Genomic DNA, 25,533 nt, shown 5'->3' on the forward strand with positions numbered 1-25,533 from the left:
TGATAACGTGATGAGCAACGTCAAAGAAATGCCCGATTACCTTCGATTACACGCCGACGACAACGTGGTCATTGCGACCCGGCCACTCGTTGCCGGTCAGCTGCTGCGGGTCGACGGGAACCCGATCACGCTGGCCCGCCCGATTCCGACCGGGCACAAGATTGCCATCTGCCCCATCCCGGCCCAGACGGCGGTGCGCAAGTACGGCCAACCGATCGGAATCGCTCGAGAATCCATCCAGCCAGGGTGCCACGTCCACACCCATAATTTGCAAGACCGGCACCGCGTCGTCGAGACGATCACGTCGACCAACCCGCCTGCAAAACCTTCGCCCCTGCGACGTTCTTTCCAGGGTTACGTTCGACCCGATGGGCGAATCGGCACACGCAACTACGTGGCGGTCCTGTCAACGGTCAACTGTAGCGCGACGGTGTGTCACAAAATCGTGGCGCGATTCGACGACCAGCGTCTGCGACGCTGGCCCAATGTCGACGGCGTGTTCGCGGCCTCGCACACCACCGGCTGCGCGATCGAGTTCGACGGACGCAAGCATCAGATGATCGCTCGAACGATGGCCGGTTACGCCGACCACCCCAACGTCGGCGGACGGCTGATCATCGGCCTGGGTTGCGAACAAAACACGCCCGCCTATCTCGCCGGGCACCACGGGATCGTTCCGCTGCATGCTCCCGACGGCCGGCCCCTGACCCGCGACGACGGCGTTCCGATGTTGACCATGCAAACCGAAGGCGGATCGCAGGCCACGATCACCCGGGGCGAACGGATGCTCGAGCAGGTGTTGGATTTGGCCAACCAATCCACCCGCACCACCGCTGATGCGTCGGCACTGTCGATCGCCGTCGAATGTGGTGGCAGTGACGGCTATTCCGGAATCACCGCCAATCCGGCCATCGGAATCGTTTCCGATCGAGTGGTCGCTTGCGGCGGCACGTCGATCATCTCGGAAACGACCGAACTGTATGGCGCCGAGCACTTGCTGTGTGATCGCAGCCGGTCGCCGGACGTCGCACAGAAATTGGTCGACCTGTTGCACTGGTGGCAGCGGTATGTGGCCCACTACGGCGGCGAGCTGAACAATAACCCTTCGGTCGGGAACAAAGCCGGCGGACTGTCGACGATCACCGAAAAATCGCTCGGTGCGGTTTCCAAAAGCGGCTCGACGGCATTGGAAGCGGTGTATGACTATGCCGAACGTGTGACCACCAAGGGGCTGACGGTGATGGACACGCCGGGTTTTGACCCCGCCAGCGTGACCGGCAAAGTCGCCGGGGGAGCGAATTTGGTGATGTTTTCCACCGGCCGCGGCAGTTGCTTCGGCTGCAAACCGGCTCCGGTGATCAAAGTGGCCTCCAACAGCGAATTGTTTCACCGCATGCGCGACGACATGGATCTGAACGCCGGCGAAGCGATCGCCGGCAAATCGATCGAGCAACTCGGCGATGAGTTCTTTGAATTTGCCTTGCGGGTCGCAAGTGGCGAACGGACGGCCAGCGAGCGGAACGGTTTTGGCGACCATGAATTCGTCCCCTGGACCGTCGGGCCCACCCTGTGACGGGGAGTCTTGGGCGTGCGTCAGTCGTAGAGAATGATGGGAAAGGATTTTTGTCACTCTCCCACTGGGAGAGTCGAGCGTAGCGAGGAGAGGGTTTTCTCTACTGCTAGGGACGCGACTTTGACCGGCGAAGTGAACGCCGCAATTCACCGTTCGACCTCCCCTCGCTTCGCTCGACCCTCCTGCCAGGAGGGTGACATCGCGAAAACCGCTCTGCCCCGTTTCTTTGGGGGGGCTGTCGGTTTGGCGACCGCATCTCTCACATCGCAATCTCCGCGCCTGCCCGAGTCCAGAGATTCGACCGCAGCCTAACCGTGGCGTAAACTAAAAGCCCCCGCGCCGTGTTGCCTCGCACGCGCACGCAGCGAATCGTTCCGGGACCGCGGACCCGGATCGGATCGGTGAACCGATATTCTCCCCAGCCGAACTCTCAAAAGGCACACCAGCATGATGGCGCGATTCTTCTCTTCGACCCGCTCGGGTAACGCTGTGAAGCATTTTTCCCATGTGTTTCTTGAGGTTTTAGCGGCAGGGCGCGAGCCCTCCGGTTCGTCATCTTTGCCAAAACACCGGAGGGCTCGCGCCCTACCGCTCAAGAATGCTTCACAGCATAGCCGCTGGGGCCGCCTGTTGTTGGCAATGTTGCTGTTGGTCACGCCCCTCTCTGTCTCGGGGACGGCGCTCGGGCAAGGCGCGGGTCTGGGGCCGAGCTTGGGCCGCGAACCGATGGGCAGCGGTTATCCGTCGCCGGAGTATTACTTCGCCCTGGACGTTTACCGCAGCGGTGATTTGGAACGGGCGATGGATGCCTTCGACGTTGCGATCTCGCGTACCCGCAAAGACATCAACGGGCATTGGATCGATGCGATTCCGGTGTTCGCAATGATGGGCGAATGCCAGTACCGACTGGGCGACCTGGAAGGCGCGATGCAGAGTCTGGATATGTCGCTGAAAATCGCGATTCGCTATCGCGGTTGGCTGGGGCGACCGGTGTGGTCGGAAGTCCTGATGTCGCAGTTCAAAAATGCACCGAAGCAGTACTTGTGGCCTGAGGCCAACGCCGTCAATCGATTGCCTGTCACTCGCACCATTAAATTTTACTCCGGAGAACAACTGACCGAGGCCCGATTGGCTCAGGGCGGCGTCATCGAAGAGCTGAACATCAAGCCCATCGACGCGATCGAGATTTTGCGAGGCCTGGCGATCGCGTCTTACCGTCGACGCATCATTTTGGGGCCGCTTGCAGAAGGAGACGCGTTGGCGACGCAATTGCTCGATAGCACCAAGTACCCCGCGGGGTTGCAATTGCCGATCGCGCGAAGTTTGATCGGTGCGATGCGGGCGGCCGAGCGTTTCGGCGCGATGCAAGATGAAGAGGCCGTGACCGATGCCGCGACCAAGGCGACGTACAACGGTGGCGTGCATCCGATCACGCCGATCACCGGGCTGTGCGCCGCCTCGGCGCTGGCCGGATCGGACAAACCCGCCGCGGCGATCCCGCTGTGCTTGGCGATCACGAACCAGGCCGCGTCGATGGATTATTTCGAATGGGTCGGCGAAGCGTTGCAGTTGGCCGCCGGGTGCGCGACGTCGAAAGACGCCGCGGTGGTCCAACAGGCCGGACAAGTCGCCGCGACCAACCTGTTACGGAAATCGCGACTGGCCGCCCTGCACTGCCTGATCGCTTCGGCAGATGCCGCCGTCACGGCGGGCGATTTTGCTTCGGCCCAGGCGCGATTGGGCGAAGCGAAATCGATCGCGATGCGGCGCGACGTGTTTCAACCCCGGCTGGATGCCTACGGCGCCTACGTCGCGGCCCGCTTGGCCACCCGCGCGGCCAACACATCGGCTGATTCCGGTGCGGCCCGCCCTTGGGACGAAAGCTTGTCACAGATCTTTCAGTTTGCGACCAACAGTCGGTTGCGAAAGCGGTCGCTGATCTCGATGCCGCGACTGTATCAATTGCAGCGTGTGCGGTTGGCGTTGGGCCGAAATCTCGATGGCCAGTCCGCCGATGTGTTGCTGTCTCGCTATGCCGATGATCCCCCGATCGAAGTTTGGCGGCGTGACCCCGTCGATGCCATCGCCGGTGTGATCGCCGATCGCGAGATGCTGCGGCTGGCCAGATTGCGTACGGCGGCCTCACGCGACAGCGGACAAGACGTGCTCGCTCGCATCGAAGACCTGCAAGCGGGTCGGATCCGCAGCCAGTTGCCGTTGGGGGGACGCGTGATGCAAGTGCGTGCGCTCTCGCGAATGCCGGACGAATTGCTGGAAAAGAAAGTCGTCGAATTTCGCAACGCCGCCGATCAATCCATTCGTGACCTCCGCAATGCCGCCAAAGCCGCTTTGGATGCCAAGCCCGCCGCCGGCGCCGATCCGGCGCTCGTGCAAAACCGCATCGATCAACTCGATGCCAAGGCGTGGGCGATTGCCATCGACCGCAACGAGCTGCCCGTCGTGATGCCTCATCCGCTCGACGACAAACAACCCACAGCGGTGCTGGCCGACGGTGTCGGCATTCTGGCGTTTTGCGAGGACGGAAATGTGCTGCACGTCGTGCTGTGCACCAAACAGAAATCCACCTATTGGCCGATCAAGGGTTCCAGCCGCATCGCCGGCGAAATCGCCAAGCTGACTCGCGGGATCGGAGCGGCACCGACGCGTGGCGCCCGGCTGCCCGAAGACGACCGCTGGCGGGATGACGCGATCCAATTGCGGGACCGTCTGATCGCGACCGGGACCGGGCCGCTGTTGACCGGGCGATTGGCGGGAATCAAACATCTGGTCGTGATCCCCGATTCGCTGCTTTGGTACCTGCCCTTTGAGGTGCTGCCGACCGATGAACGCGATTCGCCGCTCTTGGGTGATTCGATCCAGGTGTCTTACGCCGCCACGCCTTCGCTGGCGATCTATCCGACGGCTTCGAATACCACCAACCCGGTCATCGCCATGACGGCCGGGAAATTCTTTGCCCCACGCGACGCGGAAATCAATGCATCCTTGGTCAAATCGATCCTCGATTCCATTCACGCCGGCGCCGCCGTCCGCCTGCCCGCCGATGCGACAATCCCGACCAGCCGCAGCGGCGAGGTTGCCGGGCATCTATTGGTCGGCGAACCGGTGACGCCCAACCCCACTTCCGTGCTCGATTCGCCGCTTGCCGCGTACGAAGCGTCGCTGCGACAGGGGCGACTGCGATCCTGGTTGGGGTATCCGCCGGGAACGCCCGCCACTGTTTTCCTGCCCGGTTTTCGTTCCAACCTGGATACCAGCCAAGGCGTCTCGGGCCACGAGATCATGCATACGATTGCCGCGTTTCAGTACAGCGGTGTCCGCGATGTGATCCTCAGCCGCTGGGCGGTCGGCGGAGAATCGACGGCGATCTTGTTACGCGAATATGTCCAAGAGTTGCCGTTTTTGGGTGCCGCCGATGCCTTGGCGCGAGCCAAAAGTGTTCTCCGCCGCAGTGAAATTTCGCCGCTGGGCGAACCTACCCTGTCCGGATCCGATCAAGAACGGGAGACACTGACCGGAGACGAACCGTTTTTCTGGTCGACTTACCTGCACGCCACACCGCTGAATTAACGCGTGTACACGACACACGAGATGATGACCGTCACGGGGGACGCCCTGGCGACCCTTCCGGTCGGCGACGACCTTTCGCCGATCACCGTGATTGGTACCGAGCCCATCCGTCAGTCGTTCGGCGGCGAGACGCTGGCCCAGGCGATCAACAGCCGCCGCGCACCGGGTGTGTCACGCGTCGTGCTCAACCCCGACGCCCATGTCGGCTACGGCGCGCCGGTCGGTTGTGTGATGGTTTCGCCCACCCACATCTATCCCGGTCCGGTGGGCGTCGACATCAAGTGCAGCATGAGTCTGTTGCAGATGGATCTGCCCGCCGACGCGATCGATTCGGTGCCGGTTCGAAAAAAATTGATTCGCGCGATTTGCAAACGCGTCCCCACCGGCGCCGGGCGCGGGCAACGTCACGCCCCCAAGTCACGCAGCGTCGACGGCAAACTCGGCTTCAAAATCGCGACCGAAGGCGCTTCGAAACAGGTGCTGAAGAAACTCGGGATCTCAAAATCCTGGGCCGACGCCTGCGAAGATGCCTTTCACACGGCACCCGATGGCAACTCCGACACGTTGGCGGCGCGGCTGGAATGGATGGGACGGACCCGCGATAAACTCGATCGCATCGAATCCAAGTATCGCCAACTGGGCAGCTACGGTGGCGGCAATCATTTCGGCGAAGCCGAGGTGGTCCAGCTGGTCGACTCGCAACGCGACATCGCCGAAGCCTTCGGACTCAAAGACGGCTGCGTCGCCTTTCTATCGCATTGCGGCTCACGTGGATTCGGGCATGACTTGGCCGTTGCGCAATTCCGTGCGTTAAAGACCGTGTTTCAAAAACAGGGATTGGCGTTCCCCGCCGGTGATCCCCAACTGGTCTATGCGCCGGTGGATTCACCCGAAGGCCGCGACTATCTGTGTGACATGGCGATGGGAGCCAACTTCGCCACCGTCAATCATCTGCTGATCAACGACTTGGTGCTGGAAGCGTTTCGCGAGGTCTTTCCCGGGGTGCGCGGTGAATTGATTTATTTCATTTCGCACAACATCGCCCGTCAAGAACCGATCGATGGACAGGTCCAATGGGTCCATCGCAAGGGCGCCACCCGCGCGTTGCCGGCCGGTCATGCACAATTGGTCGGTACGCGGTTTGAATCGACCGGACACCCGATCCTGTTGCCGGGAAATCCACGCGATGGGTCCAGCGTGATGGTGGCAAACGCGGGAGCGGCGGCCGCAGCCTTTAGCGTCAATCACGGCGCGGGACGTCGGCTCAGTCGCACCAAGGCCAAGAAACAGTTACTGCAACACGAAATCGATCAAGGGCTTGCCGAGCATGATGTGATCAGCAATTGCAGTGCCTATCCCCGCGACGAAGCACCCGACGCGTACAAGGATTTTCAGGAGGTGCTTCGGAGCGTGCGTCAGGCCGGATTGGCCGAAGAGGTCGCTCGACTGCAAGCGAAATTTGTGATCAAAGACGGCGCGGCCGCCGACGACTAGAATGGGCGGCGATCTTGCCCGCCCATCACATCGCTTTCAGGATTCAAGCACCGTGAGACTCACCCTTCGGTTCCCCTCCTTCGGACTTGTCTTTACATCCGTCTTCATCTTTCAACTCGCCGCAGCCGGATCTGCGGTACACGGGCAAACGTCCCCTTCCCGATCCTGGTCCGTTTTCGCGGGAACGGGAAAAACGGATGCTCCGATCGCCGTCCGACCCTCGGATCCCAAGGCCGTTGCACTGCAAAATGTTTATGGCATCGAGGTCACCGCGGACGGGATCTTTTTCAGCACCGTCGACGACCATTCGATTTGGAAATCGGATCATGACGGCACGACGATTCGGCGGATCGCCGGCACCGGAGAAAAGGGACTCAGCGGTGACGGAGGCCCGGCAATCGAAGCGACGTTCAATGCGCCGCACGAAATCCGCGCCGATCGCGACGGCAACTTGTTTGTCGCCGATACACGCAATCATTGCATCCGTCGCATCGATGCGGCCAGCGGAGTGATCGAGACGCTCGCCGGGGACGGAGTCGAAGGGTTTCGTGGCGACGGGCAGACCGCAGACAAGGCCCGCTTCAGCCAGCCCCACAGCATCGTGCTCGATGGCGACGGAGGCTTGTTGGTTGCCGACACCACCAATCATCGACTGCGGCGGATCGATTTGGAAACCCGGATCGTGACCACCGTCTCCGGCGACGGTCAACGCAAGCTTCCCGAAGAAGGCAAGATGGCATCCGACGTTTCTGTCTTCGGTCCGAGATCGCTGGCCATCGACGATCAAGCGATTTGGTTGGTGCTGCGCGAAGGCAACAGCGTGTGGAGAATTGATCGTCAATCAGGCCGGATCCGTCGTGTCGCGGGAACGGGAAAACAAGGACACAGCGGCGACGGCGGCGATCCGTTGTCGGCAACGTTCCGGGGCCCCAAGGGCATCGCGGTGGATTCGGCGGGCAACCTGTTGGTGGTGGACACCGAAAACCAGGCAATGCGCTACGTCGACTTGGGAAGCAACGTCATCGAAACGATGAAGATTCCCTTCAAAATGAAGCGTCCCCATGGCACCGCTGTGCTGTCGCGGGAAGGCAATGAGGACGTGTATTTCATTTCCGATTCAGAAAACCACCGCGTGCTGGCCGGGCGGTAAAGTTTCGCTATAAATGCCGATCCAGGGAATACGCTTCGAAAACCGCCCCAGACGCACAAGGAATAGGTCGCGACGCCATGGACGAACCAACACTGAAACGAATTGCCGACGAACTCGATCTGCCGCTCAACAAGGTCCGTGCGGCGATCGAATTGCTCGATGCCGGCAACACCATCCCCTTTATCGCACGCTATCGAAAAGAAGCGACCGGCACGCTCGACGAAACCCAGTTGCGGGCGATTGAAGACGCGCTCGAGCGAGCCAATGCGCTGGCGGCCCGCAAGGAGACGGTGCTGAAAACCATCGATCAACAGGGGCAACTGACCGAGGTGTTGCGAAAGCAGATCGAACAATGCGTCGACCTTCGCACACTCGAAGCCCTTTATCTGCCGTTTAAACCGAAACGACGCACGCGGGCCACGATCGCTCGGGAACGCGGACTCCAACCACTGGCCGATCTGATCCTCAGCCAGAAAAAACTAAATCGTTCCAAGCAGGAAGTCCTGCAAGACTTCGTCGCCCCCGACAACGAAGTCCCCGATGGCCAGTCCGCACTCGCCGGCGCGATGGACATCATCGCCGAGCAGTGGTCGGAAGACCCTCAAACGCGGACCTGGCTGGCTGACCAGGCCAGCAAGTTCGGCAAGGTCACCTCGGTCGTCAAACGAGGAAAAAAATCCGCCGAAGGGGCAGAGAAGTTTGACCAGTATTTTGAACGACAAGAATCCGTCAATCGCATCCCCGGTCACCGACTGTTGGCCATGCTGAGGGGCTCCGCCGAAGGGATTCTGCGTCTGGGCGTGGAACTGGAAGGCGATCGCGAGCTGACGGATTTGAAGCGAAAACTGGTGCCCAACCGGAACTCGGAATTCTCGGCCGAACTCAACCAATGCGTCGAAGACTGCTATGAGCGATTGTTGATGCCGGCCACCGAATCGTCGGTCTTGGGACAGTTGAAAGAACGAGCCGATGCCGAAGCGATCGAAGTGTTCGGGAAAAATTTGCGGGAACTGCTGATGGCTCCGCCGGCGGGTCCGCGTGTGACGATCGGGATCGATCCGGGGTTCCGAACCGGCTGTAAAGTCGCCGTGGTCGACGGGACGGGGAAATTCCTTGAGAACGCAACGATTTACCCCACGCCACCGAAGAGCGATACCAAAGCCGCCGGCGACAAACTGTTGGCGTTGATCAAGAAGCATCGCGTGGAGCTGATCGCGATCGGCAATGGGACGGCATCGCGCGAAACCGATGCGTTTGTCACCGCTTTGATTCGAGACCATCAACTGGACATCACCAAGGCGACCGTCAGTGAATCGGGGGCGTCGATCTATTCGGCCAGCGAGATCGCGGTGAAGGAGTTTCCCGACTTGGACATCACCGTCCGTGGCGCGATCAGTATCGCCCGGCGTCTGCAAGATCCGTTGGCCGAACTGGTCAAAACCGATCCGAAATCCATCGGTGTCGGCCAGTACCAGCACGACGTCAACCAAACCCAGCTGCGAAAGTGCCTGGACCGCACGGTCGAATCCTGCGTCAATCAAGTCGGTGTCGATCTGAACATGGCCAGTGTTTCGCTGCTGTCGCACGTCGCCGGCATCGGACCGAAGCTGGCCGAACGGATCGTGGACTATCGCGATTCCCATGGTCGGTTTTCCAGTCGATCGGAGCTGACGTCGGTTCCCAAACTGGGAAAGAAGGCGTTCCAGCAAGCGGCCGGTTTTTTGCGGATCCGCGGTGGTGATCAACCGTTGGACCAGTCCGCCGTTCACCCCGAATGCTACCCATTGGTCCAGCGAATCGCCAAGCAACTGAAATCCGACGTGTCGGCGATCATCGGAAATCCACAGGTTTGTCAGAAAATCCGGGCCGAAGAGTTTGCCGATCAAACATTCGGTATTCCGACGGTCAAAGACATCTTGGCGGAATTGGGCAAACCCGGACGCGATCCTCGGAGCGAGTTTCGGGCGGTCAAATTTGATGATTCGGTCAGCGAAATCGGCGACGTCAAACCCAACATGGTCCTGGAAGGCGTCGTCACCAACGTGACGCACTTCGGCGCGTTCGTTGATCTGGGTGTCCACCAAGATGGTCTGATCCACATTTCCCAACTGGCCGATCAATTTGTTTCCGACCCCAACGCCGTCGTTTCGGTCGGTGACGTGGTCAGGGTCAAAGTGCTGGAAGTGGACATCCCCCGGAAACGGATTTCGTTGACCAGAAAGTTTTGACCCCGCTGCGATCCGTTGATTTATAATCTGGCCCTCTCCTTTTGCACCTACCTTTTTTTGAGACACCTGATGCTTCGCCGATCCTTGACGTCCCTGCTGACCGTTTTTGTCTTCTCTCTGTTGTCCACCACCGTGTCCCATGCCGATGACGGCTGGACGGAATTGTTCGATGGAAAAACCTTGGACGGCTGGTCCGTCAAAAGCGGCTTCGCGACGTACAAGGTCGAAGACGGCGGGGTGATCGTTGGTAAAACCGCCGCGGGAAGCCCCAACTCGTTCTTGACCAGCGACAAGCACTACGGCGATTTTGAACTGATGTTTGAAGTCAAAGTTGATGACGGCCTCAACTCCGGCGTCCAGATCCGTTCGCTGCTGAAAAATGTCGACGCCAAGGACTCCTACGGCGGTCGGCTGTACGGACCGCAAGTCGAAATCGAATCCGGACCGGGACAAGCCGGCTTTATCTATGGCGAAGCCACCGGACGCGGTTGGTTGTCGCCCGAGCCCGAGTCGAAAGACACGTCGATCAACCAGCACGACCACTTCAAAAATGGCCAATGGAATCAGTACCTGGTCATCGCAAAAGGGCCGAACATCAAAGTCTGGATCAACGGCGAAATGATCGCTGATTTGACCGACGCTGAAATCTACAAGACCCATCCCAAGGGCATGATCGGGTTGCAGGTCCACGGGATCGGCAAAAAGAAAGAGACCTACGAAGTCCGCTGGCGCAACTTGAAGATCAAGCCGCTATAGCGCGACCGTGTTGGCACCGGGTAGGGCATGCTGTGCATGCCAAGCCGGGTAGGGCATGCTGTGCATGCCAAGGACCTGGATCGCGGACTCAAACCGGCCGGTTGCCGTGCGACGCTGGAAACGCCAGCCTGAGGATAGCGACCAGTGCCCGATATGAATGAACCCACCGATGGCAGCGCGAACCCACGGATAAAAGCAGCCAGGGATCCGTGGGTCCGCGCTGCCATCGGTGGGTGTGATCGGTTGCTGGGACCGGACGGCTCGCGTCGTTCCGCCAACCTCTTCAATTGATTGTTAGCGGCAGGGCGCGAGCCCTCCGGTCTTACGTTCGTGTCAATGCGTCATCCCTTCGACAACCCCAGCATCTCCGAGCGATACCATCCATCGTTTCGCGCATCGACGTGTACGTCGGCGCGGAACAACGACGAGATCCGTGGACCGGTCAGCCCTTCCGCCTTGGGGCCGTCGAACGTCACGCGTCCTCGATCCAGCAAAAGGACGTGATTCATCGCCGGTGGGATCTCGTCGATGTGGTGGGTGACCAAGACCATGGTCATCGCGTCTTGCTTGGTGATCGAATCGAGGATCTCCAAAAACAGGGCGCGGGCGGTCATGTCCAATCCGTTGGTCGGCTCGTCGAGCACAAAGATATCGGGATCGTGCACGATGGCTCGGGCGATCATCACGCGTCGTCGTTCACCGGTGGACAGCGTGCTCAGCGTGCGCCGGCTCAGGTCCGACATCTTGACCGTTTCAATGGCGCCGGCGATGGCATCGGCCATGGCCTGATCCACGCTGGGGCCAAATTCTTTCAAACGTGTCGCCGTGAATCCGCTGGCGACCGCCTCGCTGACCGTCATCCGACCGGTCCGGCCGGAGCTGAACTCGTAGTCCAACGCCGGCGTTACGATTCCCATCCGACGACGCAGCCGACCGACCTCCCAATCGGATTCCCCCAAAATTCGGACCGTGCCCTGGTGCCCCTGCGCTTCGACGGACGGATAAAAATCCCGCGTCAGGAGTTTCAGCAACGAGCTTTTTCCTGACCCGTTGGGCCCCAGCACGGCGGTGTGGCGTTTGCGCGGGATGCGGACCGATACCCCACGCAGAATGTGTGTCTGTTCCCGAAAGACCGACACGTTTTCGATTTCAATCAGTGGTGTGTCCAAGATGGATGTCTGCTCCAGAAAAAACGAAGAACGCACGGCGGAATCAAATCCACAGGTGTCTGCGTTCAGCTTGTACAATATGAGCCACCGGGGCCGTTTCGTCGTCCCCTGTCCCCCACTTCCCACCTCGTATCCGCCCGATCCACCGTGAATCTTTTTCGATCGTCCTTTTTAAGACTCATGCAGGTCGCCTGCATTGTTTTCGTCAGCGATAGCGTGGCGTCCTCGGCAGACCCAGACGCCGGCAAAACGCCATCCGTTCGGCCCAACGTGTTGATGATCGCCATCGACGACTTGAACGATTGGGTCGAACCGCTCGGCGGCCATCCGCAGGTCAAAACACCCGCCATGGCTCGACTGGCATCCCGCGGCGTCACGTTCACCAACGCCCATTGCCAGGCTCCGCTGTGCAATCCCAGTCGAACTGCCATCATGACCGCGCGTCGTCCCACCACGACCGGCGTCTACGGGTTAAGGCCCTGGATTCGCGACGTTGACGAATTGTCCGGGTTGGTCACCATGCCGCAACACTTCAGCGCCCATGGCTACAAAAGCTTGATCGGTGGCAAGATTCACCACGGTGGAAACGGACGTCGCAACAAGCCGGCACAAGAGGCCGATGTGTGGGGGCCGCCGTCGTCGGTCGGTGCCCGGCCCCAACAGAAACTGATCGGACCCACCCCCGGCGGCAACAACCCGCTGATGGATTGGGGAACGTTCCCGCACAAGGACGAAGACAAGGGCGATTGGGCGATCGCCAGTTGGGCCGTCGACCAGCTTGACGAGTTGTCCAAAACACCCGACCAACCGTTCTTTCTGGCCGCCGGATTCTTCTTGCCGCACGTCCCCTGTTACGTGACGCAAAAGTGGTACGACATGTACCCGGAGGAATCGTTGATCTTGCCGCCGATCCTTGAAGGTGATCGCGACGACACGTCGGAATCGTCATGGTACATCCACTGGTACCTGCCCGAGCCCCGGACGAGTTGGTTGCGGGAAAACAACCAACTGAAGAACCTGACGCGTTCGTATCTGGCGTCGGTCAGTTTCGTCGACAGTCAAGTGGGACGCATCTTGGATCAGTTGGATGCCTCCGGCTTGGCCGACAACACGATCGTTGTTTTGTGGAGTGATCACGGTTATCACATGGGCGAAAAGGCGATCTCGGGAAAGAACAGTCTGTGGCGGCACAGCACTCGCGTCCCGTTGATCATCTCGGTGCCCGAGGGATTGACCGCGTTTGACGTCCCCGAAGCGGCCCAGTGCAATCAGCCGGCCGAGTTGCTCGACCTGTACGCGACGCTTTCTCAGTTGACCGGATTGCCGATTCCTGAGGGGCAGCAAGGGCTCAGCTTGGTGCCACAGCTCGTCGATCCCGACCAGCCGCGCGAACGCCCCGCCATTTGCACCCACAACGCCGGCAACCACTCGGTCTGCGACACCCGCTGGCGCTTCGTGGTCTACGCCGACGGTGCCGAAGAACTGTACGACACCGTCGCCGATCCGTTTGAGTACACCAACCTGCTGGCCCAAAGCGACATCAGCGAACAACAGTCGGAGCGTTACCGCAAAGTGATCGACCGTTTAGCTGCGTATCTGCCCGAGCAGGAAGCGCCCTTGGCCCCTGGCAGCGCGGCACGCATCCTTGAAAAACGGGCCGACGGTTTTTACTGGGAAAACAAAAAGATCGTGCCCGAAGACAAGCTGTAGGGATTCGGGGCGAAGGGTATTAGCGGAACGGCGCGAGCGGGCTGTCGATTGAGTCGGGATCTGCTGAGTCAATGGTGAGCCGTTGGCCGTAAGGCCTCGGGCAGCGTCGCAGTGCCCGGCCGCTTACGCGTCGCGGCTCACAAAAACGACAGCCCGCGAGCCGTCCGGTTACGCTTCAAAAACACCTCCAAACACCGGAGGGCTCGCGCCCTGCCGCTAAAAAATGCTTCACAGCGTTGCCGTTCGGGGGCATGGACACCAAACAAGCACCGCCCCGTTCGTTGCGGCGTTACAGCGCCGCGGTGTACGCAAATGCGAGTGCACCGATCACGGGGGATTCGTCACCACAGCTCGAAAATTCCAGGCAATCCAAGTCCCTGAATCCATCGAGCGCGTATTCTCGATAGGCTTCTTCGGCGATCCGTTTGTAACGCGTTTTGACGTCGGCGGAGAGGTCGCAGACGCCTCCGCCGATGATCAGCAAATCAAAATCACCGACGTAATTGAGGTCCAGCAGTGTGATCCCGAGGGCACGGGCCTGGTCATCAAACAACTCCATCGCCAAGGGATCGCCTTGGGATGCCAAACCCCGCAAGGATTTGGCTTTGTCGCGGGTTGATCCGGCAACCGATTGCAGCGGATGGTCTGCCCATTGAGGCAGCGTTAGCCGGTATTCCAACTGGTGGGTCAATCCGGTCAGCGAAATCGCCGACTCGGCGGTGCACATCGCATTGCCGACGCGCAGTTGTTGATCATGTTCGTATCGAAAGGCATAGGGGGGAAGCAGCAGGTGTCCCGCGTGCCCGGCTCGTCCTTCTTTTCCACGCACGACGCGGCCGTCTTGGACTTGTCCGCCGCCCAGTCCCGTGCCGACGATCAACATGAACAGCGACGACAACGCCTTGGGGCCGGCGGCCATCGGTCCGACGCGATCCCAGGTCACCGCACCGCTGCGAATCGAGTACTCGCCGTACGCCGCTGCCTGGCCGTCGCCGATGTAGTGAACCGATGCCCGGGGTGACCACTGGCGAATCTTTTCTTCCAGCGTGGCGCGAAAGGGAAATCCGTTCCACAACGCAGGGTCCAAGTTGGGCGTATTGCGGAGCACGCCATCGAGTGTCGCCGGTCCCGGGGTCGCCAATCCTACATCGATGATGTCTTCGGTTGTTCCCCCGAGTGCGGTCAGCCCCGTTTCGATCTGGTCCAAAATGGCCTGGGAGGTGGACTGGGGGCCTTCCGCTGTTCGCGACTCGAACTGCTCCGATACCACGACGACTTCGCGTGTGTCATTTCCGATCGCGATCGTCGTGGTCGTGCCACCAACATCAATGCCGATACGATACTTCACTACTTCGGTGTCCGTTTGCAAGGCCAGCGTCGTGGCTTGGACGGGAAACATCCCGTCCTCACCCGGCGTGTCATTCCGAGGAGACTTCTGCCGGTCGGTTTTCAAGCATCCCGGCGGAAGGATGATCGGCAAGCATATACGTTTATGCGAAAGTTTCCAAACCCATTGGCTTAAACGCCCGATCGAGGTTTGGGGCCATCGCCGATGGGTGTGCGTTTCACTTCGTTTCGTTGAAGAAGATCACCAGATTCTTCGTCTGACGCGCCGCGGCGACCAGATCAACCTTGCCGTCGCCGTTCAAGTCGCCCGCCTTCAGATCTTCTACGGCGATCCGTTCACCGGAGATCCGAGTTTGACGCCATTCGGTTCCCTCATCGTTGGTCGGCGTAAACATCATGATTCCCGGCACGCCCGGCTCATTCATCGCCCGCCAGCCGACGACGATCTGATCGGACCCGACGCCCAGGTAATCGGCGACCGCCAGTGCATGCCCGTCTTTGAGTTCATCGCTCAGCACCGGAAGCGGCGTCCAAAGAGCACCTTTTTGATCGGGTTGGCGGTAGGCGGCACAGCGTTGACCGTGCTTGGGCTCGACGGTGGCGATAAAACGTTGGCCGCCTGGCAGTCGTGCGTCACGAATCTCGCCGGCAAATTGGTCGGTCAGCTGAGTCGAATTCCAACCGTCCCGCTGCCGGTCAAAATGCCAAACACCTTCTTTGGCCGCGATGATCAGTTCCTCTTCGACATCGTCGTCCCAATTGACCGAATGAAAGTTGTGCGAAAGGTGCAGGAAATCGCAGACAACGTCGTAGTGCCAGGGAGCGTCGGGATCTTCGGGCTTGGAATAGGCCAGCACCTTCAACCCCGGCCCGTCTCCCTCCACGCTGCCTTTGCCACGCAAGGGTTTGACCACCAATTGGTACTCGTTGTTCGTCCCGCGGACCCAGTGCATGCGGTGGGTACTCGGCTCGTTGTGCAACTGGACCGCCCGCCACATTTCCGTCCGGTCCTGCGGCGGAACCAGGTAGAACACCGCGCCGTCTTTGACACTTTCGCGATAATTCCATTGACCGCCGACTGCGATTTCACACTTGCCATCGCCGTCGATGTCGCGTGCGGTCACGCACACGTTGTCGCGTTGGGTCAGGTCCCGGGCGATCACATGTTTCGTCCAGTTGGGGTTTTCGTACCACTGGATCGTGTTCTTGTCGGCCAGCACGATGTCGGTTTTTGAGTCGCCGTTGACGTCAGCCAGTTGGATGCCGTAGCCGATTTGGATCTGGTCAATCTCCACCGCCTTCCACGAAAACTCTGGTATCGGCTCGGCAAACGCTGTCGGCGCGATCAGGCAGAAGACGGCGAGCGAAAATTTCCACATGACGGTTGTTCCTGGTCGAAAGGGGGCACAAACAAGTGGGATAGGCTTTCAGCCTGTCGATGCAGCCATGACAGGCCGGAAGCCAATTCCATGGTTCCGATCCGCTCTCTCGCCTGCACGCGATCCTCGGTTGCCGTGTTCCCGCATCATAGCACGGATTCTGCAATAATTGGCTGGCGACGCTCCAGACCCTCTCCACCGATACCGCACGCAGCGAACTCACCATGAACCACTTTCGATTCCGACCGGCGTTGGCCATCGCGGCAGCCTGCCTGGCTTGCGGCCTCGCATACGGCCTTTCTTTCTCAGCCACGTGCCCAGCCGCCGAACGGCCGAACGTTTTGTTTCTGATTTGCGACGACTTGAACTGCGACATCGGTTGTTATGGCCACGACCAAGTAAAAACTCCGCACATCGATGCGCTGGCGGAGCGCGGGGTCCGCTTCGCCAACGCGCATTGCCAATATCCGCTCTGTGGCCCCAGCCGAGCCTCCTTCATGACCGGCTGGTATCCGGACCAAACACTGATCCACCGCAACGCGATCCATCTTCGCGAGCGCGCCCCCAACGTGAACACCTTGTCCCAGCACTTTCGTGACGCCGATTACTTCGCCACACGGATCGGCAAGATCTATCACTACAACGTCCCGCTGCACATCGGCACCGGCGGCCACGACGATCCCTATTCGTGGAACGAAACCATCAATCCACGCGGACGCGACGTGATCGATCAAGACCAAGTGATCACGTTGCGACCGGGGCAATACGGCGGGACGCTCAGCTGGCTTGCCGCCGAAGGCACCGATGCCGAACAAACCGACGGTATCGCGGCGGCTGAAACGATCAAACGATTGAAACGGTACGCCCAAACCGGCGAAAATTTCTTCTTGGCCGTCGGATTGTATCGTCCCCACACGCCCTACGTCGCGCCCAAGCAATACTTCGACCTGTACCCGATCGATCAGATTGATGTGCCGACCGTACCGAAGGGTTATTTGGAAACGATCCCCAAACCTGCGGCAAAGTCGCTGAGTCGGAAAAAGGAGCAGCTCAACCTGGACCCCAGCGTTGCCCGGCAAGCCATTCAAGCCTACTACGCATCGATCTCATTTGCCGACGCACAATTGGGATCGATTCTCGACGCGCTCCGGCAAACCGGACTCGACGACAACACCATCGTCCTGTTCACGTCCGATCACGGTTATCACATGGGCGAACATGGCCACTACCAAAAGACGACGTTGTTTGAAAATGCCACGCACGTCCCCTTGGTGATCGCCGGACCCGGCGTCCATGCCGGTGGCGTTGCCGAGACGATGGCGGAAATGGTCGACTTCTACCCCACGCTGTCCGAGCTGGCCGGACTGCCGGTTCCCCCATCGGTCTCCGGGGTCAGCTTGGTGCCGGCGCTTCAAGATCCCAACGCGATCGTGCGTGAATCAGCCTTCACCCAGTACGACATCGGCTACAGCATTCGAACGCCAACGTTTCGCTACACCAGTTGGGGAAACGATGGCAGCGGTGGCGTCGAGCTGTACGACGTGTCCAAGGACCCTGCCGAAATGAACAACGTGGCCGACGATCCGTCGTACGAAACGCAACGCCGTCGCCTGGCAGCACACTTGCGCGACCGAATCGAACAGGCGGCCGCCGTTCCCGCGGGCAGCCGACGCGTCCAGGTGCAGTTCGATCGCCAGCTTCGATCAAAGAACTGAGTCGCTGCTCGGCGGTTCGAATCCGGGTTCCCGGTTCACCAGCCATTGATGAAGGTGGCCGGCGAGGCTTTCACCGACTTGCTGTTCGTCGCCCGTGACCACATGGGCGCCGGCGGACACAAAGTCGTCGGTGTGAACTTCATAGCGTGACCGAACAATCACGTGAACGAACGGTGCGTTGCGGCGGACATGCTTCAGAATGGTCATCGCGGATTGGTGATGGGGAACGGTGATGACAATGGCTTTACATTCATTCAACCGTGCGTGTTCGAGCACATCACTCTGTGTGGCATCGCCGATCTCCGCGTGAAAACCCAGCTGCTGGGCCTTGCGGACGCCGACTTGGTTCAATTCGACGATCGTGACCCGCAATCCTTTGTCCACCAGTGGTCGTGCCGCGATTTGGCCGGCCGGGCCGAAGCCGATGATCGCAACATCGGGCGGCGGTGTGCGTTCGCTGGTCTCGTCCGGACTTTGCCGCTGTGCACCGGTCAGGTTGGCCACCCAATTTCCTAAACGTGGCGCCGCCGGCACCAGGAACGCGCTCAGGAAAAACGAAACGATCGACGCGGAGACGACCAGCGCATAGGTGTCTTCGCTGACCACCCCGCTGGTGCGACCGATACTTCCCAGCACGAAGGCGAACTCACCGACTTGGGCCAAACACAGCCCCGTTGCGACGGACACACGCGTCGTTTGCCCCAACAGGGCGAAGATCACCCAGATCACCAGCAGCTTTCCGACGATCAAGGCGACGACGACCAGCGCGACGATATGACCGTTCTTCACGATCCAGATCGGGTCGGCCACCATCCCGGCGGCGCCGAAGAACAACGTCAACAAAACGACTTGCAAGGGAGAGATATCGGCGCGAATCTGGGTGGCGAATGCGGAACTGCCCAACAGCATGCCCGCCACAAACGCCCCCAGCGCCGGCGAGATCCCGGCCGCGTGGGAGGCCCAGGCCGCGCCCAGGCCGGTCACGACGGCGAAGATCACCGTCAGTTCGCGATTGCGGTGCAGGGTCAGTGTGCCGAGAGTCAGCACTGCGATTTTAGTCAACAGCATCAAACCGACGATCAATCCGCCCGCCATCAACAGCAAACGGCCGATGTTCCAAAGGACCTCGCCGGCACTGCCCTCCCCGCCCATGATCGTCATCAACAAGGCCAACGGCACCACCGCAATATCTTGGGTCAGCAAGACGCCCAAACAGTTCCGGCCATGCGGCATCTCCACTTCACCGCGCTCGGACAAAATCCGCAGCACCACCGCCGTGCTGCTGAGCGCGACCATCGCACCGAACGCGACCGATTCTTTGCCACCCAAACCGAACAGACGAGCACCGGCAAACGCCAACACCATCGTTAGCACGACCTGAGAGGCTCCACCGAGTAGCGGCTTTGTACCGAGTTTCTTCAGCCGCTCGACCGAAAACTCCAGCCCCAAACTGAACAGCAGCAACGCGACACCAAGCTCCGCGATCGCCTCGATCTCATGTTCCGAACCGACCGCGTGAAGGCTTCCGGGCCCGCCCAGCATCATGCCCGCAAACAGGTAACCGACAATCGGACTCTGCCCGAATCGCGAGAACACGCCGCCGACGAGCAGCGACGCCCCCAGCAGGACCACGATGTCTCGAAGAATCGTCCAAAGTTCCATAAAGTCCTTCTGTGTCGAACGAACGTGACGGGGATCGGGCGGAATCAGCCTCAAATGTGGCGGCCATTGAAATCTTTGTCATCACAGCCGACCGCGGTTTCCAGAGTAGCGGTGGGGTCCGCCGCCTTGAACCCGCCCTATCGTCACGTCAAAACCCGCAACCAAATCACCGCCGCGCCCCGCGCGTTTCGATGACCCAACGGAACCTTGTTTCCACCACACCGCAGGGACAGTTGATCGGCCCCCGTCGTGTTGTCGCCACCGCTGTTACGCGTTCCGCTGGGGTGCCAGCAGTTTTATCGGTCTGGCCATCGAAAAGAAGACCCACGGATAGAACACTACGGCAGCATGGCAACGCGTCGCGCTTTCCAATAGGCTGCCAGGTGATAGACGATGCCGCAGCTGGAATTGTGCAGGTAGTCGGTTTGCAGGATCAGACGTTCGAGATGCTGCTGTTGCGCCGCGTCGATCGAGGCGCCGTGGACCATCATCGGAACCAGTGCCGATTCCCCGGCTTCGCGGAACAGATGCCAAATCTCGCGATAGGGTCCCCATTGTGGATTGGGGTAGCCGGCTTGATTGATCCAATCCTTGACCTGTCGCCAATCGGGACCGAGCATCCGCAACTGTTGATCGGTTTTGCCGGCGATCGATTGCATCACCTGGGCGAGTCGGGGGGCGGCGAGCGAGCTGACATGTTCCATCGTGTGATGGATCTCGGCTTTCAATTCGCTGTCGGGTTCCAGGTCGTAGAGCACTTCCAACGAACACTGCATTTGCAGCAGCGCGTAGGCCGGGTTGTGTTTGGACGGCGTCGCTGATTGCTTCACGGCCTCGGTGACATACTGCCGCCACAGTTGGCGGTAACGCAGCTCGCCGGTCGTTTCCCAGGCGGCGGCATAGATCATCGGCAGCCGGGCGGCCTCGTGAGCCTGGACATTCCACATGCGACAAATGCCCAGCGGGCAACGCGTGCCATCGGCCCGACAGAAATCATAGTTGTTTTCCGCTGTGACAAACTCGATCATCCGCTCGGCCACTGCCGCCAGGATGTCGCGAATCTCAACCTTGGTCGCTTCATCGGCCAACGGGCTGCGGTAGTACCTCCAGAGCCCGTGGACGAAGTGGGTGTATTGGTCTCGAGACGAATTGATGTAGACGCTCTTGCGGTCTTGCGGGCAAACGTTTCGGGCGATGAATCCCGGCACCCCATGCACCGTCGCGCAGCGACGCATCCCGCCGAACACCTCGGCCGCACGCTCGCGCAGACTGCTTTCTCCTGTGACGGCAAACCGATCGCACAGCGTGCTCAGCATCGCACCACCGAGAATCATGCCGTCTTCCATCCCCGAGCCGTAGCCGCAGGGATTGGGGTACTGCCGGGCGACCTCTTCCGCGGTCGGCAGGTGCGACAATTCCTTGCCGGGTTCGTAACTGCTCAGGTAATCCATGAACGTTTGCGAATCCGGTTGGAAGAACCGGTCCCAAACGACCGCCCAGGCCTGGTCGATCTTGGTTTCCAAGGTCGCCGCGGGTTCCGTTGCGCCGAGTGCGGTCGGAACGGTCAAACACAGTAGGGTCAGCAAGACAAAGGTTTTCATTTCACGAAACAAGAGGGATGCCGAAAACGGCACGAACGGATCGGTTGAGGGGGCCGATGTGACGATTGCGTGGGGGATCCCCCCCGAAAATGCAGCGAATCGCGAGGCCGCGGCGAGTGCTCGTGATTTTTCGTAGAATTGGGGCGTCGTAAAGGGTGGTGCCGACAGACTATCCTGTATCGTCGCATCAGGAGCCGTTTGACCGTCATATTTGGATCTCCCGCCCTCCGGGTACTCCACTGTCGTCCATTGAGTCTGGGCGACGAGGGTGGAGACGTCCGATGGAGACCGACGGTCGACCGATCTTTATTTCGTCGATCGTCCCATGGATCGGGAAGGGACACTGGCAGGATGCCAGGGCCGTTCGACAAAACGTTTTCACGCGTTGGTTTGGTTCGTGGATTTTAAGCAATTTTTTGGCAGCGTCGCTCCCCCAACGGATCACTACGTTGCGATCCTCCGGCATTGGGCCGAGCATCGCAGCGATTCGGTGGCGTTCCGTTTCACAGACGTCGAGACACACGACACCTCGCTCACTTACGATGAGCTGTGGCAGGAAGTTCGCGCGCTGGCGGGGTATCTTCAGGGCAAGTGTCGAATACGGCCGGGCGATCGGGTCTTGTTGTTGTATCCGCCCGGTTTGGACTTTATCGTCGGTTTCTTCGCCTGTCATGCCGCCGGTGCGATCGCCGTCCCGGCGTTCCCTCCACGATCCAATCGTAAAGCGTCCCGCATCCGTTCGATCGTCGTTGATGCCGATGCGAAGTGGGCGTTGACGACGTGCGGCATTGCCGAACGTCTGACCGGCCAAACCTGGCACGAAGACTTGGTCGGCGTGCAGATCCTGGGCACCGACAGCCTCAGTTGCCGCGACCTCGATCGCTACCGTGAACCGGCGATCGACGGCAACACGCTGGGTGTGCTGCAATACACCTCCGGTTCGACCGGATCGCCGAAGGGCGTGATGTTGACTCAGCGGAATCTGGTCGCCAACGCCGAACTGATTTGGCACGCGTTTGAACCCAGGCCGCAAACGATCGGACTGTCCTGGCTTCCGACCTACCACGACATGGGCTTGGTCGGTGGCATTCTGATGCCGTTGTTCCTCGGCTGCACCAACGTGCTGATGAGCCCGATGACTTTCCTGCAACGGCCGGTCCGCTGGTTGCGTGCGATCACCGAATATGGCGTCACCGTCACCGGCGGCCCTAACTTTTCTTATCAGTTGTGTGTCGACAAGATCGCCGAACGGGAGATGGACGGGTTGGACCTGAGCACGTTGGAGATCGCGTTCAACGGTGCCGAGCCGATCCGCCCCAATACCTTGGAAGCGTTTCGGCGCAAGTTTGAACCGTACGGGTTTCGTTCCTCGGCGAGCTTGCCGTGTTACGGGATGGCGGAAACGACGCTGATCGTGACCGGCGGCCCGAGCGATCCGCGTCCGGTGATGCGCTGCTTTGATCGCTTTGAACTCGATAAAAAACACGTCGTCCCGCGTGCCGAAGACGATCCCGCGGCGCGCAAATTGGTCGGTTGCGGCGCCGTGCTTCCCAACGAAACGGTGCTGATCGTTGACCCCGACACCCGTCAAGTGCTCGCCGATGACCAGATCGGTGAGATTTGGGTGGACAGCCCCTCGGTCGGCGCCGGGTATTATCAGCGGAAAGAGGCGACTGAGCGGACTTTCAAAGCGCTAACGGACGACGGACGCGGCCCGTTTTTGCGCACCGGCGATTTGGGATTCTTGTACGACGGTCAGCTCTACGTTTCCGGCCGGCTCAAGGACATGATCATCGTCCGTGGGGTCAATCGGTATCCCCAGGACATCGAAGAAACCGTCGAGCGGGCCAGCTCCATCGTCCAAGCCGGAGCGGTCGGCGCCTTCGCGATGGAGCATGACGGGCGCGAACAATTGGCGATCGTTGCCGAAGCGGCCCGAGTTCGCGATGTCGATTGGGACGCCCAGATCCAATCCATTCGACGTGCCGTCACCGACGAACACGATCTGCCGCCCGATGCGGTCTATCTGGTCCGCAACAGCAGCGTGCCGAAGACCAGCAGCGGAAAAATTCAGCGACACGCCTGCCTGCACGCCGTTCGTGACAACGAACTGAAGTTGATCGCCAAGTGGGTCCGCTGGGAAGAAGTCGCTGGGATCGGCGTGGCGGTCAACGAAGCGATGCCGATGATGCAAGCCGCCGCGGCCGGAGGCCGGGGCGAAAGCATCAACGATGCCGACGTGAATCCGTTAGTGGTCGCGGCCATTCAATATCAGGTGCGAAGCGTCGCCGGTGAACGCGCCAAGTCGCTGAAACTGGACACCAACATCGTGCTCGATCTGGGGCTCGATAGCCTGGAACGACTGGAAATCGCGCGGAACCTCGAACGGACCTTCGGCGGGCGATTCCCCGAACAGGTCCTCGACGAAATCGAGACGATCGGCCAAACCGCGCTGGCCGTCCAACGCTACCTGCCGCCGGGGGCCGATGCACGTGCCGAAGCGATGCTCTCCGGTACGACCGAGGTTTCCACCGAAACCCTCGCCGCAGGCATCGAATCACGACCGGCCAAGCAAGAAGTGGTCGTGGAGCCGGAAGATCGTGTGGAGCAATTCGCCGAGTATCGCCGGCTGAAAGCGACGATGGAGCAGATGCGGATGACGGGTGTGCCCAATCCGTACTTCACCGTCCACGACAGCATTGTCGCCGACACAACCGTCATCAACGGACAAGAACTGATCAGCTTTGCGAGCTACAACTACCTGGGGCTGAGCGGCCATCCGGACGTTTCCCAAGCCGCCGCCGATTCGGTCAAGCGATACGGCACCAGCGTCTCGGCCAGCCGACTGGTGTCCGGTGAAAAACCGATCCACGGCCAACTGGAACGGAAGATCGCGGAGTTCATCGGGGTCGACAATTCGATTCTCATGGTCGGCGGTCACGCCACGAACGAGACGACCATCGGTCACTTGGTCGGCGAAGGCGATTTGATTCTGCATGACGCGCTGTCGCACAACAGCATCGTCCAAGGCGCGTTGCTCTCGGGTGCCCGACGCCGGCCGTTCCCGCACAACGACTACGAAGCCCTGGATCGAACGCTGGCCGAAGTCCGGTCGAAATACCGTCGCGTGCTGATCATCGTCGAAGGCGTCTACAGCATGGACGGCGACTTTAGTAACGTGCCCGAGTTTATCGCGGTCAAAAAACGGCACCAGGCGATGTTGATGGTCGACGAAGCGCACAGCTTCGGAACCATGGGGCGGCATGGTCGCGGCATGGCCGAGCACTTTGGCATCGATGCCCGCGACGTCGACATCTGGATGGGAACGCTGTCCAAATCGGCGGCATCCTGTGGCGGTTACATCGCCGGCTCAAACGCCTTGGTCGAGTTGTTGCGCTACACCGCCCCAGGATTTGTTTTCAGCGTCGGCATGCCACCGGCTCAAGTCGCGGCGGCGCTTGCGGCGATTGAAACCCTGGAAAAAGAACCCGAACGCGTCGAGCGATTGCGGCAACGAAGCGAATTGTTTTTGACGCTCTGTCAAGAAGCCGGACTTGATACCGGGGCCAGCGGGGGCACACCCGTGGTGCCCGTGATCACCGGCAACTCGATGGTCGCCTTGCGTTTGTCGAACCGCCTGAAAGCCGATGGAATCAACGTCCAACCGATCCTCTACCCGGCCGTCGATGAATCCGCCGCCCGCCTGCGTTTCTTCTTGACCAGCGAACACTCCGAAGAGCAGATTCGCTTTGCCGTCTCACGCACCTCGCACCACCTGGTCGAGCTCGGTTTCGGCGCCGCCGCCTCGGCGTAGGTGACGCCGTGATCGGGGGCGAGCCGACAGGCACTCTCTGGTCGCAGGCCTACCCCGGACGGGGTCCAAGCGAGTAGCCGGAGGTGAGCGCAGCGACACCTCCGGATATCCTGGTCACCGATCTGACGCGACCCCGGAGGGTGTCGAAGCAAATCACGCTCGAGCCCTCGGACATGGTGTACCGCCCCGCGTGAATGAGCAACCCGATCCACTCTTTTAGGACCGTCGTAAGAATAAGTGGCGAGGATTGATTGTGGGATAGGCTTCCAGCCTGTCGTTTTCGCCATGACAGGCTGGAAGCCTATCCCACTTATTCCTCCGACGGTCCTCTCAAGGAACTTCCTACC

At 60.3% G+C, this 25,533-nt stretch carries 14 protein-coding genes; 9 read left to right on the top strand and 5 right to left on the bottom strand.

From position 1 onward, the window contains the following. The first annotated feature begins 10 nt into the window (after nt 1–10). From NZK35_RS18070 to NZK35_RS18095, 6 genes are all read left to right on the top strand, one after another. Nucleotides 11–1,573: a UxaA family hydrolase gene (locus NZK35_RS18070; RefSeq protein WP_259633937.1), complete on the top strand. Its 1,563-nt coding sequence runs from the start codon at nt 11–13 to the stop codon at nt 1,571–1,573. Between the two features lie 639 nt (nt 1,574–2,212). Further along, nucleotides 2,213–5,161 carry a CHAT domain-containing protein gene (locus tag NZK35_RS18075; protein ID WP_259633938.1) on the top strand — a complete coding sequence of 983 codons (2,949 nt, stop codon included), beginning with the start codon at nt 2,213–2,215 and terminating at the stop codon, nt 5,159–5,161. Nucleotides 5,162–5,182: 21 nt separating this feature from the next. Next, nucleotides 5,183–6,655: an RtcB family protein gene (locus tag NZK35_RS18080; RefSeq protein ID WP_323379644.1), complete on the top strand. Its 1,473-nt coding sequence runs from the start codon at nt 5,183–5,185 to the stop codon at nt 6,653–6,655. A 52-nt stretch (nt 6,656–6,707) separates the two neighbouring features. Further along, complete coding sequence (locus NZK35_RS18085) at nt 6,708–7,805, top strand: NHL repeat-containing protein (RefSeq protein ID WP_259633939.1); 1,098 nt, start codon at nt 6,708–6,710, stop codon at nt 7,803–7,805. Nucleotides 7,806–7,882: 77 nt separating this feature from the next. Further along, complete coding sequence (locus NZK35_RS18090) at nt 7,883–10,033, top strand: Tex family protein (protein ID WP_259633940.1); 2,151 nt, start codon at nt 7,883–7,885, stop codon at nt 10,031–10,033. A gap of 69 nt (nt 10,034–10,102) precedes the next feature. Beyond that, on the top strand, nt 10,103–10,789 hold the full coding sequence (locus NZK35_RS18095; protein ID WP_259633941.1) for a 3-keto-disaccharide hydrolase: 687 nt from the start codon (nt 10,103–10,105) through the stop codon (nt 10,787–10,789). 341 nt (nt 10,790–11,130) lie between these two features. Here the strand turns inward: NZK35_RS18095 and NZK35_RS18100 are convergent, their stop codons facing one another. Next, on the bottom strand, nt 11,131–11,994 hold the full coding sequence (locus NZK35_RS18100) for an ABC transporter ATP-binding protein (protein WP_259633942.1): 864 nt from the start codon (nt 11,992–11,994) through the stop codon (nt 11,131–11,133). Nucleotides 11,995–12,105: 111 nt separating this feature from the next. Between NZK35_RS18100 and NZK35_RS18105 the strand changes: the two genes are divergently transcribed. Continuing rightward, on the top strand, nt 12,106–13,668 hold the full coding sequence (locus tag NZK35_RS18105) for a sulfatase (RefSeq protein ID WP_259633943.1): 1,563 nt from the start codon (nt 12,106–12,108) through the stop codon (nt 13,666–13,668). Between the two features lie 289 nt (nt 13,669–13,957). Here NZK35_RS18105 and NZK35_RS18110 read toward each other — a convergent pair whose 3' ends face one another. Beyond that, nucleotides 13,958–15,148, bottom strand: a complete 1,191-nt coding sequence (locus NZK35_RS18110; RefSeq protein WP_259633944.1) for an ROK family protein — start codon at nt 15,146–15,148, stop codon at nt 13,958–13,960. A gap of 85 nt (nt 15,149–15,233) precedes the next feature. After that, entirely contained in the window at nt 15,234–16,394 is a 1,161-nt protein-coding gene (locus NZK35_RS18115; RefSeq protein ID WP_259633945.1) for an FG-GAP repeat domain-containing protein, read from the bottom strand. Between the two features lie 224 nt (nt 16,395–16,618). Here NZK35_RS18115 and NZK35_RS18120 point away from each other — a divergent pair, with 224 nt between their 5' ends. After that, nucleotides 16,619–18,109, top strand: a complete 1,491-nt coding sequence (locus NZK35_RS18120) for a sulfatase (RefSeq protein ID WP_259633946.1) — start codon at nt 16,619–16,621, stop codon at nt 18,107–18,109. Here NZK35_RS18120 and NZK35_RS18125 read toward each other — a convergent pair. Together NZK35_RS18125 and NZK35_RS18130 are read right to left on the bottom strand one after the other, a co-directional pair. Then, a complete protein-coding gene (locus NZK35_RS18125) occupies nt 18,098–19,771 on the bottom strand; it encodes a cation:proton antiporter (protein ID WP_259633947.1) in 1,674 nt (557 codons plus the stop codon). The two genes, NZK35_RS18120 and NZK35_RS18125, sit on opposite strands and share 12 nt — an antisense overlap. 338 nt (nt 19,772–20,109) lie before the next feature. Next, entirely contained in the window at nt 20,110–21,372 is a 1,263-nt protein-coding gene (locus NZK35_RS18130; protein WP_259633948.1) for a hypothetical protein, read from the bottom strand. 397 nt (nt 21,373–21,769) lie between these two features. Here NZK35_RS18130 and NZK35_RS18135 point away from each other — a divergent pair, with 397 nt between their 5' ends. Next, on the top strand, nt 21,770–25,186 hold the full coding sequence (locus tag NZK35_RS18135) for an aminotransferase class I/II-fold pyridoxal phosphate-dependent enzyme (RefSeq protein ID WP_259633949.1): 3,417 nt from the start codon (nt 21,770–21,772) through the stop codon (nt 25,184–25,186). Nucleotides 25,187–25,533: the final 347 nt, after the last annotated feature.

It is taken from the genome of Stieleria sedimenti, from assembly GCF_025060895.1.
GTDB lineage: Bacteria > Planctomycetota > Planctomycetia > Pirellulales > Pirellulaceae > Stieleria > Stieleria sedimenti.

Bases quoted from the DNA above. Each gene is read 5' to 3' on its own strand.
- NZK35_RS18070 (WP_259633937.1), top strand. From the start codon at position 11: ATGAGCAACGTCAAAGAAATGCCCGATTACCTTCGATTACACGCCGAC.
- NZK35_RS18075 (WP_259633938.1), top strand. From the start codon at position 2,213: ATGTTGCTGTTGGTCACGCCCCTCTCTGTCTCGGGGACGGCGCTCGGG.
- NZK35_RS18080 (WP_323379644.1), top strand. From the start codon at position 5,183: ATGATGACCGTCACGGGGGACGCCCTGGCGACCCTTCCGGTCGGCGAC.
- NZK35_RS18090 (WP_259633940.1), top strand. From the start codon at position 7,883: ATGGACGAACCAACACTGAAACGAATTGCCGACGAACTCGATCTGCCG.
- NZK35_RS18095 (WP_259633941.1), top strand. From the start codon at position 10,103: ATGCTTCGCCGATCCTTGACGTCCCTGCTGACCGTTTTTGTCTTCTCT.
- NZK35_RS18115 (WP_259633945.1), bottom strand. From the start codon at position 16,394: ATGTGGAAATTTTCGCTCGCCGTCTTCTGCCTGATCGCGCCGACAGCG.
- NZK35_RS18120 (WP_259633946.1), top strand. From the start codon at position 16,619: ATGAACCACTTTCGATTCCGACCGGCGTTGGCCATCGCGGCAGCCTGC.
- NZK35_RS18125 (WP_259633947.1), bottom strand. From the start codon at position 19,771: ATGGAACTTTGGACGATTCTTCGAGACATCGTGGTCCTGCTGGGGGCG.
- NZK35_RS18130 (WP_259633948.1), bottom strand. From the start codon at position 21,372: ATGAAAACCTTTGTCTTGCTGACCCTACTGTGTTTGACCGTTCCGACC.